The 17301-nt window shown below is 53.5% G+C and carries 9 protein-coding genes, 1 tRNA gene and 2 pseudogenes; 5 read left to right on the top strand and 7 right to left on the bottom strand.

The window, feature by feature from the left end; translation table 11 throughout:
* From AU509_RS11035 to AU509_RS11015, 5 genes and pseudogenes are all read right to left on the bottom strand, one after another.
* Positions 1 to 1076: tyrosine-type recombinase/integrase (locus AU509_RS11035; RefSeq protein WP_094118329.1), on the bottom strand; the 1076-nt coding region annotated here is incomplete at its 3' end.
* 161 nt (positions 1077 to 1237) lie between these two features.
* Positions 1238 to 1313 (bottom strand) — tRNA-Asn (locus AU509_RS11030).
* Between the two features lie 189 nt (positions 1314 to 1502).
* The gene (locus tag AU509_RS11025) at positions 1503 to 2807 is read right to left on the bottom strand and encodes a dicarboxylate/amino acid:cation symporter (RefSeq protein WP_085653743.1); all 1305 of its coding nucleotides are present in this window, start codon (positions 2805 to 2807) and stop codon (positions 1503 to 1505) included.
* Positions 2808 to 3545: 738 nt separating this feature from the next.
* Positions 3546 to 5695 (bottom strand): annotated as a pseudogene (gene fdhF, locus AU509_RS11020) (formate dehydrogenase subunit alpha).
* Between the two features lie 364 nt (positions 5696 to 6059).
* Positions 6060 to 7022 carry a DMT family transporter gene (locus tag AU509_RS11015; RefSeq protein WP_094118328.1) on the bottom strand — a complete coding sequence of 321 codons (963 nt, stop codon included), beginning with the start codon at positions 7020 to 7022 and terminating at the stop codon, positions 6060 to 6062.
* Between the two features lie 194 nt (positions 7023 to 7216).
* On the opposite strand from AU509_RS11015, the gene cbl reads away from it, so the two are divergent.
* Both cbl and gltP read left to right on the top strand, forming a co-directional pair.
* A complete protein-coding gene (gene cbl / locus AU509_RS11010) occupies positions 7217 to 8173 on the top strand; it encodes an HTH-type transcriptional regulator Cbl (RefSeq protein ID WP_085653746.1) in 957 nt (318 codons plus the stop codon).
* A gap of 650 nt (positions 8174 to 8823) precedes the next feature.
* Positions 8824 to 10134, top strand: coding sequence for a glutamate/aspartate:proton symporter GltP (gene gltP, locus AU509_RS11005; protein WP_085653747.1), 1311 nt, complete (start codon positions 8824 to 8826; stop codon positions 10132 to 10134).
* 225 nt (positions 10135 to 10359) lie between these two features.
* Here gltP and AU509_RS11000 read toward each other — a convergent pair whose 3' ends face one another.
* Positions 10360 to 11397 carry an ABC transporter substrate-binding protein gene (locus AU509_RS11000; protein WP_094118327.1) on the bottom strand — a complete coding sequence of 346 codons (1038 nt, stop codon included), beginning with the start codon at positions 11395 to 11397 and terminating at the stop codon, positions 10360 to 10362.
* 279 nt (positions 11398 to 11676) lie between these two features.
* On the opposite strand from AU509_RS11000, the gene AU509_RS10995 reads away from it, so the two are divergent.
* The 3 genes from AU509_RS10995 (at position 11677) to cuyB (ending at position 14700) form a co-directional block, all read left to right on the top strand.
* Entirely contained in the window at positions 11677 to 12699 is a 1023-nt protein-coding gene (locus AU509_RS10995) for a malate/lactate/ureidoglycolate dehydrogenase (RefSeq protein WP_094118326.1), read from the top strand.
* 274 nt (positions 12700 to 12973) lie between these two features.
* Complete coding sequence (gene cuyA, locus AU509_RS10990) at positions 12974 to 13984, top strand: D-cysteate sulfo-lyase (RefSeq protein ID WP_094118325.1); 1011 nt, start codon at positions 12974 to 12976, stop codon at positions 13982 to 13984.
* A 2-nt stretch (positions 13985 to 13986) separates the two neighbouring features.
* Entirely contained in the window at positions 13987 to 14700 is a 714-nt protein-coding gene (gene cuyB / locus AU509_RS10985) for a cysteate racemase (protein ID WP_094118324.1), read from the top strand.
* Positions 14701 to 14830: 130 nt separating this feature from the next.
* Here the strand turns inward: cuyB and AU509_RS10980 are convergent.
* A pseudogene (locus tag AU509_RS10980) lies at positions 14831 to 16170 on the bottom strand (anaerobic C4-dicarboxylate transporter).
* Positions 16171 to 17301: the final 1131 nt, after the last annotated feature.

Genomic DNA, 17301 nt, shown 5'->3' with positions numbered 1-17301 from the left:
GCCCATAGTCCAGATTCCATCAAGGCACTACAGGCCATTGTCCGGAATCCGTGACCGCAGATTTCATCTTTTGTGTCATAACCCATCAGGCGCAAAGCCTTGTTGACCGTGTTTTCGCACATTGGCTTATACGGATTATGAGCACCGGGAAATATGAGTTCCTGATGCCCTGAGATTTCCCGTATCTGTTTCAAAATAGTGATGGACTGACGGGAGAGGGGAACGATATGCGGCGTGCGCATTTTGGCACCACGTCCGGAATAACGCACTCCGGGGATGGCTTCACGAGTAGCCGGAATGATCCAGATTTTGTTTCTGAAATCAATCTCAGACCAACGGGCAAAGCGCAACTCGCTGGAGCGGATGAAAAGGAGCAGAGTAAGTGATACAGCCAAACGGGTTAATTCTCGCCCTTGCTTGTAATCCTCAATGCGAGTCAACAGTTCCGGTAGTTTTTCTAGCGTAAGGGCAGGGTAGTGGCGTTTAACGGGCGGGGTGATGATACCGTCCAGATTGGCTGCCGGATTATGCTCTATCAACTCCTGGTGCACGGCATGGCGCATGATATTGCACATATGTTGCCGAGTGCGCGCCGCCACTTCCAGCAGACCTTTTTTCTCAATCCCTTTCAGCAGGTCGATGAAATGGCGGGTTTTCAGTTCAGTGACTGGCAGTTGTCCAATTATCGGGAAGATATGATTGTTCATGCTGGCAAGCAGGCGGGTTGCATGGTTCTCCGACCATGCTCTGTTGCTTTTATGCCAACTTATCGCCACTGATTTGAAGGTTTCCTCTGATGAGGCAGTGGCTCTCTCAGCAGAGCGTTGTTGTGCTGGATTGATATTCTGCGCCAGCAATTTGCGGATTCCGTCACGTTGTTGACGAGCATCGGCCAAAGATACACCGGGATAGGCACCTAAGCCGAGGCGGGATTCTTTTCTATTGATACGATATTTGAGATACCAAAGACGTGAACCGCTTGGATTAACTAAAAGGTATAGACCGTGAGAATCGGAGACTTTGAAGGGTTTTGTGGATGGTTTTAAGTTGCGGATTTTTTTGTCGTTAAGAGACATTTTGGGGTCACTCCGTCATCGAACCAACTTGACCCCAAATCTGACCACCAAATTCTCCCGATGCGGAGGGTAAACTGAAAATGCATCGGGAAGGCTTTTCACGCTAACTTATTAAATCTGAATTACATAGGGATTCGCAAAGCGGCATGAAAATAAGAATATGGCTCCTCTGACTGGACTCGAACCAGTGACATACGGATTAACAGTCCGCCGTTCTACCGACTGAACTACAGAGGAATCGTGTGAACGGGGCGCATAATAACGAGGGGCTGAGGGCATGTCAAAGGCCGAAACCCTAAATCCGGTTCGTTTGCTGGCAGAATGCGCAAAGTGATGGTTTTTTAGAAACGATTGCGGAGTAAGTAGGCGCGGAGGGCAAAAAAACAGCGGCTAAATCGCCGCTGTTTTTTATGGTTGGCAGGAGACTCAGGCGTGTTGTTGCCCGGTTTCAGTTGCCTGAGGGGCGGAGGCGTCTGTTGCTTCATCCTCCTCCTCGTCGTCATGAACATTTTTTTCCAGACTGGAAACCACCGCGGTGGAAATGCTGTTGCCGATGACGTTGGTGGCGGTACGGCCCATATCCAGGAATTGGTCGATGCCCAGAATCAGCAGAATACCCGCTTCCGGCAGGCTGAACATCGGCAGCGTTGCGGCGACGACCACGACGGAAGCGCGGGCGACGCCGGCCATGCCTTTACTGGTGATCATCAGCGTCAGCAGGATCAGAATCTGCTGGGTCAGGCTCAGGTCGATGTTATAGGCCTGCGCGATGAACAGGATGGCGAAGGACTGATACATCATGGAGCCATCAAGGTTAAAGGAATAACCCAGCGGCAGCACGAAGCTGGAGATTTTCTTCGGCACGCCGAATTTGGTCAGCGCTTCCATGGTTTTCGGATAGGCGGATTCGCTGCTGGCGGTGGCGAAAGCCAGTACGGTTGGTTCGCGGATCAATTTACCCAGGATGACGATGCGTTTGCCCAGGAAGGCATAGCCCACCAGGAACAAAGCGCCCCATAACAGCGCTAAGCCGATGTAGAACTCACCGATCAGCTTGCCGAAGTCATACAGCAGGCCCAAGCCCTGAGTCGTGATTGCGGAGGCGATAGCGGCGAATACGGCAATCGGCGCCAGTCCCATCACGTAATCTGTGACACGGAACATCACTTTAGCGAGTTCGTCGATCAAAGACTGAATCGTGGTGGCATGCTTGTTGTGTTGTTTCACATAAGCCAGCGCGGAGCCGAAGAAGAGGGAGAAGACCAGAATCTGCAAAATTTCGTTGTTCGCCATCGCTTCCACAATACTTTTCGGGAAGATGTGGCTGATGAAGCTTTTCAACGTGAATCCGTCGGTGCTCAACCCGGTAGAAACGTGCGTGGTGGTTGCGACCAGATTCATGCCCGCGCCCGGCTGGAAGAGGTTGGCCAGCGCCATACCGATAATCAACGACAGAATAGACGCGGTGACGAACCAGATCATGGCTTTCAGACCAACACGGCCCACGGCAGCAGAGTCACCCATACTGGCAAGACCAGAAACCAGCGTGGCGAAGACCAACGGTGCGATAATCATCTTGATAAGGCGCAGGAAAATATCGGTAACCAGATTGAAATAGGAAGCAATTTCTTTGGCACGAGTACCATCCAGGAACTCATGACAGGCCCATCCGACGATGATCCCGATGACGATAGCGACCACTATCTGTAAAAGTAACTTCTGCCTTTGCATACGAACCTCATGTTGATGAATGTGTACAGACAACACCGTATTATTGCAGCGTGGCGTCTCATGCGTATTTCCTTACACACTCAGGCGACACCCTGACTTGTTATTGGGCGTATTGTGTTTGCCTTATTGAATAACAGCGAATCAAGGGTTTTACCGTTTTTTTTCGTCAGGGGAAATACAATTGTCGCTAAAAAAAGTGAAAAGTGAGTTTTTTTTGATATTTACCCGTCATAGCGGTGCCGTGTCTTATGTGTGTTTGTTTTTTATCTTGTTGTTTTTATTTAATTTAATTGGGCTGTTTGTCTGAGCGCCATCCTCCTGTTTCAGGTATTAGATTTACTTATGACGGCGGTCAAATTAGCAGCAAATTAAATTATCCATAAGATTTATTAGCTCGAATAACGCGGCGATATGGCGTCAGAGTTATTATTTAGATAACGCGTTTAGACGTCACAATATGAGTGGAAATATCCGTCAAATATTATTGATGTCATTACAGCGATGACAAGAATAATTAAATTCCAATCAGGCATGTAATTGCCATGTTATTTGTTGGTACTCCCGCCGTTAAATATCACGCCATTATTTTTCATCTCTGTGATGCATGTCTATTGACAAGGCGTCAGGGGCGGTAAATACAGCGTGTGCCGGTCAGATCCAGTAAGTCGGGCTTATCGAACGGGGATGGAGCCTTGGTTAAACGCGCCCGTGGAGCAGGGCGCGATGATGACGTGAGGTTTAGTGGAACACTTCTGCTGTATCGCGCAGATGCGCTTTCAACTTGCTGTATTCCTTCTGCACATACTCTTCCGCCCAGCGTTGATCCGCGATCGGTTCCAGTCGCACGGCACAGTGTTTGTATTCCGGCGTCTTGGCGATAGGGTCGACCTCGTCAAGCGTCAGTTCGTTACAGGCGCCGATCCACCATTGGTAGGTCATGTAGACCGCACCTTTATTAATCCGCTCGCTGACCGCGGCCCGGCTAATGACTTTGCCGCGACGAGACGCCACCCAGATGAGCTGCTGATCCTGTAATTCCAGCGCGGCGGCATCGACCGGATTAATTTGCACGTAGCCCGGCTCATCCGCCAGCGTTTGCAGGGCGGTGCAGTTACCGGTCATGGAACGGCAGGAATAGTGGCCGACTTCGCGAACCGTGCAGAGGATCATCGGGTACTGGCTGTCGGTCTGCTCCATCGGCGGATGCCACTCGGTGGCGAATAGCAGCCCCTTGCCATTGGGACGGTCAAATTGGCTGCCCGCATAGAGCCACGGCGTTCCGGGACTGTCCAACGTCTCACAGGGCCACGGAATACAGGCTAGCCCCGCCATTTTCTCGTAGGTTGCGCCGGTATAGAGTGGGCACAGCTGGCGCATTTCGTCCCAAATTTCCTGCGTATTGCGGTAGTGCATTGGGTAGCCCATGGCGGTCGCCATCAGACTGATGATTTCCCAGTCGGGTTTTACGTCACCCTGAGGCTCCACCGCTTTATAAAAGCGCTGGAAGCCGCGATCGGCGGCGGAGTAAACGCCTCGTGCTCGCCCCATGAGGTCGCCGGAAAGATGACGTCGGCGACAGACGCCGTTTTGGTCATGAAAATATCCTGCACGATCAGCAATTCCAGCTCATCGAATGTCTGACGGACCAACGACAAGTCTGGCTCGGTTTGTAGCGGATCTTCGCCCATCAGGTAGTTGGCCTTGATTTTCCCGGCTTTGATTTTGTGCGGCACGTCGGTCAGCGTAAATCCTTTGTGCGCGGGCAGAGAGTGTACGCCCCACGCCTGAGCGAATTTGGCGCGAATCGCCGGATCGGTGACGTCCTGATAACCGGGGAACAGGTTGGGCAGCGCACCCATGTCGCAAGCGCCCTGAACGTTATTTTGTCCTCGCACCGGGCCAACGCCGACGTTGGGGCGGCCCAGATTACCGGTCAGCAGCGCCAGTCCCGATAGCCCTTTGACGACGTCCACCCCCTGCGTCCACTGGGTAACGCCCATGCCCCACAGAATGGTGGCGGAAGGGGCGGCGGCATACATGCGGATCGCCTCGCGGATCAGCGTGGGCTCCAGCCCGGTGATCTCGGCGACATACTCGGGCGTATATTTCTCGACGATGGCGCGATATTCCTCAAAGCCTTCGGTATGTTGTTCTACAAACGTCTTGTCGTAGAGACCTTCATCAATCAGTACATTGGCGAAAGCGTTAACCAGTGCCATATTGGAACCGTTTTTTAACGGCAGCCACAAATCGGCGATGCGAGCGGTTTCAATGTGGCGCGGATCGCAGACGATGATCTTGGCGCCGCGCGCTCGCGCCTTGAGGATGCGGCGGGCGACGATAGGGTGTGAGTCGGCGGCGTTATAGCCGAACACCAGTACGCACTCGGTATGTTCAATTTCGCAAATCGAGTTGCTCATCGCGCCGTTGCCCAGCGTCACATCGAGGCCAGAAACCGAAGGGCCGTGGCATACGCGAGCGCAGCAGTCGACGTTATTGGTGCCGGTGACCGCCCGGGCGAACTTCTGCATCACGTAGTTGGTTTCGTTACCGGGGCCGCGGGAAGAGCCGGTATGCATGATGGCGTCGGGGCCGTATTTTTCGCGGATGGCCAGCAGTCGCGAGCTGGCGAATGCGATAGCTTCATCCCACGAGACCACTTCGAACTGCGCACCTTTATGACGGCGGATCATGGGGTTTTTCAACCGTGGCGTGAGCAGTTTGGTATCGTTGAGAAAGTCCCAGCCGTAGTAGCCCTTCAGGCAGAGTTCGCCTTCATTGGTCACACCCTGTGCGCCTTCCGCGCCGACGACTTTATTGTTCTCAACCAGCAGATTGATTTTGCAGCCTGACCCGCAATAAGGGCAGACGGTGATCACTTTTTTCATGTGGGTATCTCCTTCGGCGCTCCCGCTGGAGAGCGCCCCGAATGACGTATCGGCGGCGTGATGCGCCGTGGGGCGCGAGCCTTGTTCTGCGTTGAAGCTTAGTCTGCCTTTTGCAGATCTTGCTGAGGCTAACCGGTTTCTCATCGGGCTTATTACGCAGAAGACCGGTGGACGCGCAGTCCGGATACGGTGTCCTAGCGTCTGATGATGACCGATGCGGGCGAGGGATTTACTGATCGCCGTCATAGCGGCGTAAAGTCTGATGAACATGGTGCGGCGACAGGCTGTGTGTCGCCGTTGACTACGCGTGATCCCAGAGGAAGACGTGCGTTGTCTTTATGACAAAAAGACGCGGGATAGGTCGTTAGCGAATGACGTCGGCACTGACGACGGGCTGCGGCTTGATGCGCATGGCGCTAATGACGCCGCAGACCAGACAGGCGATACCCGCGAGCGTCATCACCGGCGGCCAGCTTTGACGCAGCATAAACGTATAGGCCAGCGCCGAAAGCGTTTCGAATACCAGCATAGGCCCCATCAGCGCTGTGGGCAGCCGCTGACTGGCGGCATTCCAGCATATCGTCCCCAGCCAGGACCCCAACAGGCCGATCGCCAGCATCAGCAGCACAAACCGTTCGGGTCGAGGCCCAAGAGGCAATGAAAACGACGGCGAGGTCAGCGCCAGATATCCGCCGACCATCACATAAGCTGCGAAAGCCAACGGCAGCGTAGCGATGCCCTGCGCCGTAGCCCAGGTCATGGGATGATGTGAGGGATGTTGCCGCAGCCAACGGGAGTTTCGCAACGGATACCAGGTCCAGCAGACGACCGCCATCAGCGCGAGGGCAATGCCGCTGAGATAGCGTGGCAGCGGCACGGACTCCGCGGCGCCCTGACGCTCCGCGATATTGACCAATACCAGACCGGTAATGATGAGCAGAAGCGACGGGATCAGCCGTCGCCACGCCAACTGCCCGTCCTCCCGGCCGTACAACAGATTGGCGCTGACGGCGATGATGACCGGCAGCGTGCCGATAATCATGGAGGAAACCGGCGCGCCGGTCCGCTGGATCGCACTGGCGAGAAACAGGTAGTAGAGCAGATTGCCGACGGCCGACAGGCGCAGTGCCTCGAACCAGTCGCTGCGAGACAGTTTCTTCAGTCGGTTGCGGTCGAGCCACGCCAACGGCAGGGCGATCAGTCCAAAGGCCAGATAGCGTCCGCTAGATTGCAGCGCCGCCGGATAGTCGGGGATGATCATTGGGCCGATAAAGATGAGTCCCCACATCAATCCGGCGGATAGCGCAAAAAAAATTCCCGTTAACACAGTCTCGATCCTGATGAATGACAACGCGGTGATGCGCGCAGCGGGCCGTCAGTCGCGGCCTGAAGGGCGAGCATGCTCATTTAGCGACGTTCTATATCTTTAAAAGTTATATGTAGGAAATTTTGTTTATTTGTACGAAATAACATTACTTCGTATGAATAGTGCTAACAAGTAGCACAAGGGCGGGGCGAAGTGTGAACTTTCAACAACTGAGAATTATTCGGGAATCGGCACGGTGCAACTATAACCTGACCGAGGTGGCGAACACACTCTACACATCGCAGTCGGGGGTGAGCCGCCATATTCGTGAACTGGAAGATGAGCTGGGCATAGAAATTTTCATCCGGCGCGGCAAGCGTCTGTTAGGAATGACGGAGCCAGGAAAAGAGCTGCTGGTGATGGCCGAACGTATCCTGAACGACGCCAACCACATCCGCAGGCTGGCTAACGTCTTCAGCGACAACGACGCCGGGGTCTTGGTGATTGCCACCACGCACACTCAGGCGCGATACAGCCTGCCGTCGGTCATCCAGTCGTTTAGGACGCAATATCCGCAGGTGCAACTGGTGCTGCATCAGGGAACGCCGGAGGAAATTGTGGCGATGCTGTCTTCAGGTGAAGCGGACATCGGCATTGCCTCGGAACAACTGATGAATACGACGTCATTGGCGGCATTTCCTTACTATCGCTGGCATCACTCCATTCTTGTGCCGTCAGGACATCCGCTGGCGGACGGCGGCCCCATCACGTTGGATAAACTCAATACGGTGCCGTTGATCACCTATCGTCAGGGCATTACCGGGCGCTCGCGCATCGATCGGGCATTTCTTGCTGCGGGACTTTCTCCCCATATCGCGATTAGCGCGCAGGACTCAGACGTTATTAAGACCTATGTTGAATTAGGTTTAGGGGTGGGTATTTTGGCGGACAGATCCTACGATCCCGTTCGCGACGCCGGGTTGGTGCGCATTGAAGCGGAACACTTGTTCGAAGCGAATACCGTTTGGCTCGGACTCAAACGCGGCCAGCTTCAGCGCAACTACACGTGGCAGTTCATCCAGCTTTGCAACCCGGAACTGACGCTGGAAGAGATCAAGCAGCGGGTCTTCTCCGAAAGCGACAACGAAAACGTCCTCGATTACCAGATCTGATGTCTGTCCAACGGCGCGGGTGAATAAGACCTTTGTTCACCTGCGCTGTTATTAGCCTCCATTCTCGTCATCAGTCTTTTGCGCCTGCCTTCATTTTCACGGAGCATCGGCGTCTCCAACTTCTCCTCGCATGATCCAGGACTTTTTCGTCGCCTTGAACGATGAAATCAAGCGTTTCATCCCTTTTTGAGCTCGTACCCCGTCTTTTTTTCAATTTTTTGCAGCAAGACAGAGTGCTTTTATATTCTTAATGGCGCTAAAAAATAGCACTGATATTCCTGAATTTTCTGTAGCCAATGCAGGAAAAATCGTATTGCTTAACAGCATAATTATGAAATTGCTTATCTATGATTGGCTTGATCTCACCCACCTGGGATAGTAGCATCCTCGCTTTAACAATAACTTAGACAAGATGCGTTGTTGATAAAAACAGCGATTTTGTTTTTAAATACAAATAGTTGTTCGTTTTAAGAGAATAACTATTTGCATGATAAATAGACAGCTCGCCCCATTCGGCCGCTGCAATAATAAAAACCACCTCATCTTTGTAACCTCCCCCTCGTCTGGACATATTCAGCATCTGCTGATGGTGTGAGGCGCCGGTAGAACCGTCGCCTGCGAGGATCGGAGCACAGGAAATGGAAAGTGATATGAAAAAACAAAAAATTAGCCTGGCGTGGCAAATTCTCATCGCCTTGGTGATTGGTATTGCCCTTGGGGCCTTTTTGCATGAACATCCGACCGAAAAACAGTGGCTGATCGCCAATGTTCTCAGCCCGGCCGGAGATATCTTCATTCGGTTGATCAAAATGATCGTGGTACCGATTGTCATCACCACGCTGGTGGTCGGTATCGCCGGTGTGGGCGATGCCAAGAAGCTGGGTCGTATTGGTCTGAAAACCATTCTCTACTTTGAAGTGGTCACGACGGTGGCGATTATTCTCGGCATTACGCTGGCGAATATCTTCCAGCCGGGTCACGGCATTGATATGTCGACACTAACCAGCGTCGATATTTCACAATATGAGAAAACCACCGAGCAGGTGCAGAGCGGCGCGCATAGCCTGGTCGGCACGATTCTGTCACTGATTCCGCCGAACATCTTCGACTCCATGGCGAAAGGGGACATGCTGCCGCTGATCTTCTTCTCTGTGTTGTTTGGTCTGGGCCTGTCTTCCCTGCCGCGCGAACAGCGTGATCCGTTGCTGAACGTGTTCCGCAGCGCATCAGAAACGATGTTTAAAGTGACCCACATGATCATGCGTTATGCGCCGGTCGGGGTCTTTGCGCTGATTGCCGTGACCGTGGCTAACTTCGGGTTCGCCTCGCTCTGGCCGTTGGCAAAACTGGTTGTGATGGTTTACGGCGCGATCGTGTTCTTCGCACTGGTGGTGCTGGGACTGGTGGCGCGCCTTTGTGGACTGCGCGTCAGCATGATTATTCGCATCCTGAAAGACGAGCTGATTCTGGCGTACTCTACGGCGAGCTCCGAAACCGTGCTGCCGCGTATCATCGAAAAGATGGAAGCCTATGGCGCGCCGAAGGCCATCACAAGCTTCGTCGTGCCGACGGGGTACTCTTTCAATCTGGATGGTTCTACGCTTTACCAGAGTATTGCGGCGATCTTTATCGCGCAGCTGTACGGCATCGACCTGACCATTAGTCAGGAAGTCGTGTTGGTACTGACGCTGATGCTGACCTCCAAGGGGATTGCCGGTGTACCGGGCGTATCCTTCGTCGTACTGCTGGCGACGCTGGGCAGCGTGGGTATTCCGCTGGAAGGTCTGGCCTTTATTGCGGGCGTCGACCGTATTCTGGATATGGCGCGTACCGCGTTGAACGTGGTGGGTAATGCCCTGGCCGTTCTGGTTATCGCTAAATGGGAAGGTCAGTTCGACGAGAAGAAAGCGCGTTCCTATGAAAGCGAAATTCGCGGATTGAATGCGAAGAACGCCAGCTAATATCGGTTTTATCATAGCGGGACTGCACCTGAATCGGCGCAGTCCACGTTCAAAACGCAGCGCGACGCCGTCTCGCTGCGTTTTTTAATGCCTGTCGCTTTCCTCATTAGGCTATCCTGACGAACCCGAACCCCGAACCCCGAATCCCGAACCTTGTCTTAAAAGTGGCAAACTCACCAACCGGGAGCTAGATTTCGGCTGGCGCGTGTCCCCGTTAAGGTGCGGTCAACTACCCGGCTGATCGTGAATTTCTTCAAAGAAGTAGTCTTTCCACGAAGCGGCTTTATTCTTCAAAATCCCCAGCTCATGCAGTTTCTCGGCGTAGACATAGGTGCGCTGCGGCGTCACGGTGAAGTCGATTTCGGGGTCTTCGACAATCTGCTTCACCAGCTCCAGCGGCAGGCGCGATTTTTCCACGCGGAGGTAGGTTTCCGCCGCCGCTGCTTTGTCCGCCTTGATAATGTCGGCGGCCTCTTTCAGCGCATCGTAAAACGCCCGGTAGGTTTTGGGATTGTCATCGTGGAACTTCTGGGTGGTATAGAGCAGGTTGAACGAGCCGGGACCGCCCAGTACATCATAGGAACTCAGAATCTTGTGGACTTTGGGGTTTTCCAGCGCCTGATATTGGAATGGCGGGCTGGAGAAGTGGGCCGTTATCTCAGACCCGCCCGCGGTCAGCGCGGCGCTGGCATCCGGATGCGGCAGGCTAACGGTAATGGTGTCGAAACGCTTAAAGTTTTCATTGCCGAACAGCTTGGCTGTCTCAATTTGCAAGGTGCGGGACTGGAAACCGACGCCTGCCGCAGGCGTGGCGATACGGTCTTTTTCACTCAGGTCGCGCACCGTTTTAACCGCGGGGTTGTTGCTGAGTAGGTAGTTGGGCATAGAGCCCAGCGATGCGATAGCTTTTACGTTCTGTCGACCACGGGTTCTGTCCCACAGGGTCAGCGCCGGGGGCACCCCGGCAGAGGCCACGTCGAGCGAGCCGGAAAGTAACGCTTCATTGATGATAGTCGCGCCGGAGAGCGTGCGCCATTCCACGTTGATATCGACACCTTGCTGTTTGCCGTGTTTCTCGATGAGCTGTCGATCGCGGACCACGTCGAGAATCAAATAACCGATGCCGAACTGCTGAGCAATGCGAATATTTCCTTCCGCCTCGGCAGACAAGGGCGCAAAACTTAGTCCCAGCCCTGCCAGCAGGGCCAATGCCGTCAGTCGTCCGGTAATGGCAGTTTTTTTCTGATTTCCTGATGAATCCATATTTCTCTCACTTATATTAAATAAAAAAATAAAGAAAAATGAAGCGGTGACCGCCGGACGATAATGAAAGTCTGCGTATGCTATGAGGCAATGAGTGAATTTTATAAATGTTATTTTGGAATAATTTATTGGCTTTTCATTTGTATGAATGTTGGTAAAAGAAAGCCTGAATATTGCTTAGCGAATTTGCTTCTATTCAAAGCACTAATTTTGACTTATCGAATAAAAAATACGGTGCATGATATTCATCATCTGTCTATTGACCCGGAATAAAATGTCATGCCCGTTTTTTCTCATCAGTATTTACGAGGTTATTTACGCGAGTGTTTGCTGGCCGTTGAGGTGACAGAAGAGGTTGCAGGTCTGGTCGCGGATAATCTCGTGGAGTCGAGTTTGAAAGGGCACGACTCTCACGGCGTGAGTATGCTCCCGCGTTATGTCGCCGCCATTCGCGATGGCGGACTGCGGCCTTACGCCGTGGCGGAAAAGACGCTGGATGCAGGGCCGCTGATCTCTTTTGCGGGACAGCATGGTTTCGGTCAGGTGGTCGCCCGACAGGTCATCGCGGAGGGTATTGAGCGCGCGCAGGAACACGGCGTCGCCGTTGTCGGACTGGCGGATGCGCATCATCTGGGACGCATCGGGGCCTGGGCGGAGCAGGCCGCGGAAGCCGGGTTGGTGTCGTTGCATTTTGCCAATGTCTACAACCGCCCGGTGGTCATGCCGTGGCAGGGCGTTCAGCCTCGATTAGGGACGAATCCGTTCTGCGCGGGTATCCCTGTCGCGGGTAAAGCGCCGGTGATTCTGGATTTCGCGACCAGCGTGATCGCCGGTAATAAAGCCCGTATTGCGTGGAATGAAGGCAAGCTGCTGCCGCCCGGCTGCATCGTGGATAATCAGGGCCAACCCGCCGTGGATCCCCGTTGGTTAATGGAACAGCCCACCGGCGCGCTGCTGGCGTTCGGGCAGCATAAAGGTTCGGGTTTGGCCGTCATCTGTTCACTGCTGGGCGCGGTATTAACCGGCGGCAGCAATGAGCGTACGGCCACCGGGAAAGGCAATCAAATCATCAACAGTATGCTGTCTATTCTGTTCGACCCCAATCGGTTGGGCGGCAATGCGCTCTATCAACAGGAAATCCCCGTACTGCTGGAATGGATTCGGCAGTCCCGTGAAGATGGCGAACTGCTACTGCCGGGCGAACCGGAGCAAATAGCCTATCGGCAGCGGGTGGAAGAGGGGATTTATGTGGATGACACCAGCTGGGGCCAATTAAGCCAGCTGCAAAAACAGGTTGCCTGATTAGTTAATAGAGTGGCCTACATCATGTGCGTAAATTTGTCCGTGGCGGCATTTTTTCATCCAGCAACTCGCGTATGCTCGTCGGTGTTATTTCAGGCATGCGATAACGACGGGAAATTAGCGCCGAAGACGAAAAGGCCGCCGGTTATTTTTCAGCTTAAATGACGCATGAACCGTTATTCCATTAATCAATAAAGTTGCCCGATGACATCACACGGACGACATCAATTTCTTTTAAATAGCACGTGATACCGATTTTCTTGAGGAGAATAAGATGCATCTTGCTCGTTTCCCCCGTTTATCGCTGGGGCATTTCCCCACCCCGCTTGAACCCCTGCCTGCGCTGACGGCTTATCTCAACGGACCGACAATCTATATTAAACGCGATGATGCGACCGGTTTGGCGACCGGCGGCAACAAAACGCGCAAGCTGGAGTTTCTGTTGGCGGAGGCGTTGCAACAGGAGGCCGATATCATCCTGACGCAGGGCGCAACGCAGTCAAACCACGTTCGTCAGACCATTGCCGCGGCGGCGAAGTTGGGGCTGAAAACAAAAGTGCTGCTGGAAAAGCGGGTGAAGGACTACGGCGAGCCCTATCAACGATCGGGCAACATCTTGCTGGATGATTTGTTAGGAGGGGAGATCGTCGATCACCTGCCTGGCGGTACGGATATGCAGCAGGCGCTGGAAACGCTGGCGGACGAGCTGCGTCGAGAAGGCCGCCGCCCCTACGTCATTCCCGGTGGAGGTTCAAACGTCACCGGCGCATTAGGCTATGTCGCCTGCGCGGAAGAGTTGCTGTTCCAGTCCAGCCAGCAGCGCCTGCGCATCGACCACATCGTCCACGCCTCAGGCAGCAGCGGCACTCAGGCGGGGCTGGTCGCCGGACTGACGGCGGTGCGTAGCGGGATCCCTGTGCTGGGTATCAGCGTTCGTGCGCCAAAAGAAAAGCAGGAAGAGAACGTCTATCGACTGGCGCAGCAAATCTGGCAGCGTCTGGGGATCGAAGAAGATTTACCGCGCGACGCTGTGCAGGCGAATAGCGACTATGTCGGCGAAGGCTACGGCATCCCTAACGAGGGAACCCGAGAGGCGCTCCAACTGCTGGCGCGTCTGGAAGGGATCCTGCTCGATCCGGTCTACTCCGGTAAAGGTATGGCCGGACTGATCGATCTGATCAGAAAAGGGCATTTCAAGAAAGGCGAACAGGTCGTGTTTATTCATACGGGCGGTTCGGCCGGGTTATTCGGCTATCGTGAGTTCTTCGAACAGCAGGGGCGCTAAGCATGACCGACTGTCTGATCGGGGTGCTGGGCGGCATGGGTCCCCTGGCCACGGCCGATCTGGTGCAGAAAATCATCGCGGCCACACCCGCCGAGCGCGATCAGGACCATGTCCCGATGGTTGTCTGGAACGTACCGCAAATTCCGGATCGTCAACAGGCGCTGGCGGGGATGGGTCCCTCCCCGCTGCCGGTGCTTCTGGAGGCCGTTCGCGCGCTAAATCAACTGCCGATTAGCCATCTCGTGATCCCCTGTAACACGGCGCACCACTGGTTCGACGCCCTTGCGGCGGCCAGTCGGGCGCCCCTGCTGCATATTGCGGATGCCACGCTGGCTGCGATGCGGCAGCCTATCGTTGCCCCCTCTGAAATCACGGGGCTGATTGCTACGCACGGCACCTTGCGCGCAGGCTGGTATCAGCAACGGTTGGCGGCCACGGGTTGCGAGGTGCTGGAACCCACGCCGCAGGAGATGGATGAACTGTTCGTTCCGGGGTGTTATGCCGTCAAAAGGGGAGCGCGGGTTGAGGGCGGTATTCTGCTGGAGCAACTGGCCGACCGTTTGGCGGAACGTGGGGCTTCGAGGCTAATTCTGGCCTGTACGGAAGTGTCTCCTGCGCTGTCAGCCGTTAACTCGCGCTGGCTGGCGCACAGTATAGATACAACACAGGCGCTGGCGCAGGCCTGCGTCGAACTTTGGCGACAGTCACGCACCTAGCTCCAAAACGCACATCGGAGATCGGAGAAACAGAGAACCGCCCGGTCAGCACGACGACGGGCGGTTTTTTTTATACTGAAACTCAGGGGAGAGCCGCCGACATTAGCACGCGGCGGCGTGAGGGGGCTACTCAGTAGTAGCCATACATGGCGGCGAAAACCCATCCAAAGACACAGGATGTTGATACGCCAATCAGGCCGGGAAGAATGAAGCTGTGGTTAATCACAAAACGACCAATATGCGTCGTACCTGAGCGGTCGAACTGAATCGCCGCCAGATCGCTGGGGTAGGTCGGAAGAATATAATAGCCGTAGCAGGCCGGGGCGGAAGCCACAATGTAAGCAGGATTCACGCCAATCGCCAATGCGACGGGAACAATGGCCGCGAGCGCGGCGGCCTGCGAGTTGACGAATTTAGACACCAACAGCAGGATCAGCGCATAGGCCCAGGGGTATTCCACCACCAGCGTGCCGAGGGTTGTTTTTATCTGCTCCAGGTGCGCGCCGAACATCGTTTCCGCCATCCAGGCGATGCCGTACACGGCGACGATGGCGATCATGCCTGATCGGAAGACTTCGTTTTTGGAAATAGAAGCCGGATTCGTTTTGGTGATGATGATGATCAGGCGCCGGACACCAGCATAAACATCTGAATAACCAGCACCATCGACAGGGCTTTGCCGTTGAAAGCCGGGCGGAGGTCTTCCATCGCGCCCAGCAGCGCGACGGCGGCAATGGTGGTCAGGAAAATCCACATCGCAATCCAGTTGCTGCGCGGCAGTTTTCTGTCCAGCAGCGTCGCGGTATCGCCGTAGACGTATTCCCGATTTTCCGGCACGGAAATAAATTTTTGAAACTCCGGATCTTTATCCAGATCCTTGCCGCGAAACCAGCTGAAAATCCCGATAGCCAGGATGCCGAGCAGAGTCGAGGGGATAGTGATAGCCAGCAGATCGAGGAATTCGAGATGCTTGCCGTGGAACGTGAAGTTAGCCAGCATTGCCACCAGAGAGACGACGGCAACGGATACCGGACTGGCGATAATCCCCATCTGAGCGCCGATAGAGCTGGCAGCCATCGGTCTTTCCGGACGGATGTTATTTTTAATCGCGACGTCGTAGATAATCGGCAAAATGGTGTAAACCACATGCCCGGTGCCGCAGAGAATGGTCAAAATACAGGTGACGAAAGGTGCGATGATGGAGACGTATTTGGGGTTACGCCGCAGCATTTTCTCCGCCATTTGCAGCATGACATCCAGGCCGCCGGATGCTTGTAACGTAGCTGACGCGGCGACGACGGAGATAATCACCAGCATGACGTCGATGGGCGGTTTCCCAGGTTCGAGTTTAAAAAAGAAAACTAGTATGACCAGCCCGATACCGCCTAATAATCCCAGCGCGATCCCACCTTTTCTTGCGCCGTAAAATAGACAGATCAGGACAATGACCAGTTGAATGATAAAGTCCATAGAATCCTCATTACTCACAGAAACGAGTGCGTTAATTAAAATTGACTTACTTTTGTCGCGGGTACTATAGGTATCGGATCCCATCTGATTTTTTGATCTATCTCTCCAATTTCAAATTTTCTGTGTCTTTACCTTAAATAGGGGATGTGGCTCCCAATAATAAACAACCACTGATTAATTTAGTTAAAAAACTATCGCAATCATTTTATCGCGAGAGGCTAAATAACCTGGGATACGTCGGTTTCATTCTTTTGCGATTCAACAGTCTCTGTGAGTTTTCGTGTTCTTATTTTGTTTAAATGATGTTTTTATTTTGTATTGAACCCGTATTCATTCATCAGCGGCATTGCTTGAAATGAGCATGAAGAGCGATGGTGTTTTTTATCATTTTGTTTTTATTAATGATTTATGCCTGTTTCTATGCAGCTAATCCCTGTCATGAAGAGTTGTGAGTGCTTCGCGTTAGATCAACAGTGAAGAGTATGAATCGGCGGGTGAAATAAATGGGACGGAAATGCTTTCTTTTTTGATAGCCTCAGCTGGTCGAGTTGTTTTCGTTATGAAGTAAAGAGAGGTTTTATTATTTAGGTTATTTATGGTTGTAACCCCTGTCATCACCATCGCATAGAGACATTGTGTGCGGAATAACTTCCGGCACCGGTTTGTTTATCGCTTATCGCCAGGATGTAAAACGGGAAAAGGCGAGGAAAAAGTATCTTCCCCTTCAACGTCGCTCTCCCCATGTGGTCGCGTAACCCTGTTTATTCAAGAGAACGCGTTTCTCTATGGTCGAGTGTTTATACAATCCCTGAGATCGGACTTTGCAGGAAAGTCGCCAGACCGACTTCGCTTTCAACTTGTGCTCGTGCTGGGTGATGGCGACAGACTTCTCATCTTCCCGAAACGAAATGATCCCTTGTGTGTTTTGCGACGTGAATGGACGTTGGCGACTTGGAGGATGATTGACTTTCATCAGTGCGATTTGCCGTCTGGAATAGCGAAGTGATGTGTTAGATGCAGGCGGGTTTGCGACCGCCCGTCTAAATTCATGGCTTAGATGCGTGTTATCTCCGCAGGCAGGGAAAGACAAGCTGTCTCTTTGACGTTGATGACGTGAGATGAAGTGAAGTG

The sequence above is a fragment of the Lonsdalea britannica genome, from assembly GCF_002111595.1.
GTDB lineage: Bacteria > Pseudomonadota > Gammaproteobacteria > Enterobacterales > Enterobacteriaceae > Lonsdalea > Lonsdalea britannica.
Note: the sequence above shows the minus strand (reverse complement) of the source record. Positions and strands in the feature narration are given on the sequence as shown.